1 pseudogene is annotated in these 283 nt (G+C 62.2%); it reads right to left on the bottom strand.

The features are described from left to right. Positions 1–283, bottom strand: a pseudogene (locus H3Z84_RS01710) (IS21 family transposase); the annotation flags it as partial.

Genomic DNA, 283 nt, shown 5'->3' with positions numbered 1-283 from the left:
CCTCATGGATCTCACCGGTGGTGCGGTCAATGACGGGCACCGTGTGCCCAGCATAGTCCACGAACAGCTTTTCACCGGCTCGGTGGTCCTGACGCATCACCAGATCCAGCTTGCCCTGCCAGGCCCGGTAGTGCTCGCAGAGCCAGCTGTACTGGTAGCCATCCGGATTGGCTTCCCGGTACTCCTGCCAGAGCAGGAACAGGGTGACGTTCTTGCCCCGGAGTTCATCGTGGATTCGCTTCCAATCCGGAATGCCTCGGGCCTGTGCCGGCAGATCCGGTGG

The organism is Marinobacter sp. bablab_jr003, assembly GCF_016464245.1.
Taxonomy (GTDB): Bacteria; Pseudomonadota; Gammaproteobacteria; order Pseudomonadales; family Oleiphilaceae; genus Marinobacter; species Marinobacter vinifirmus.
This window is presented reverse-complemented; position numbering and strand designations above follow the sequence as displayed.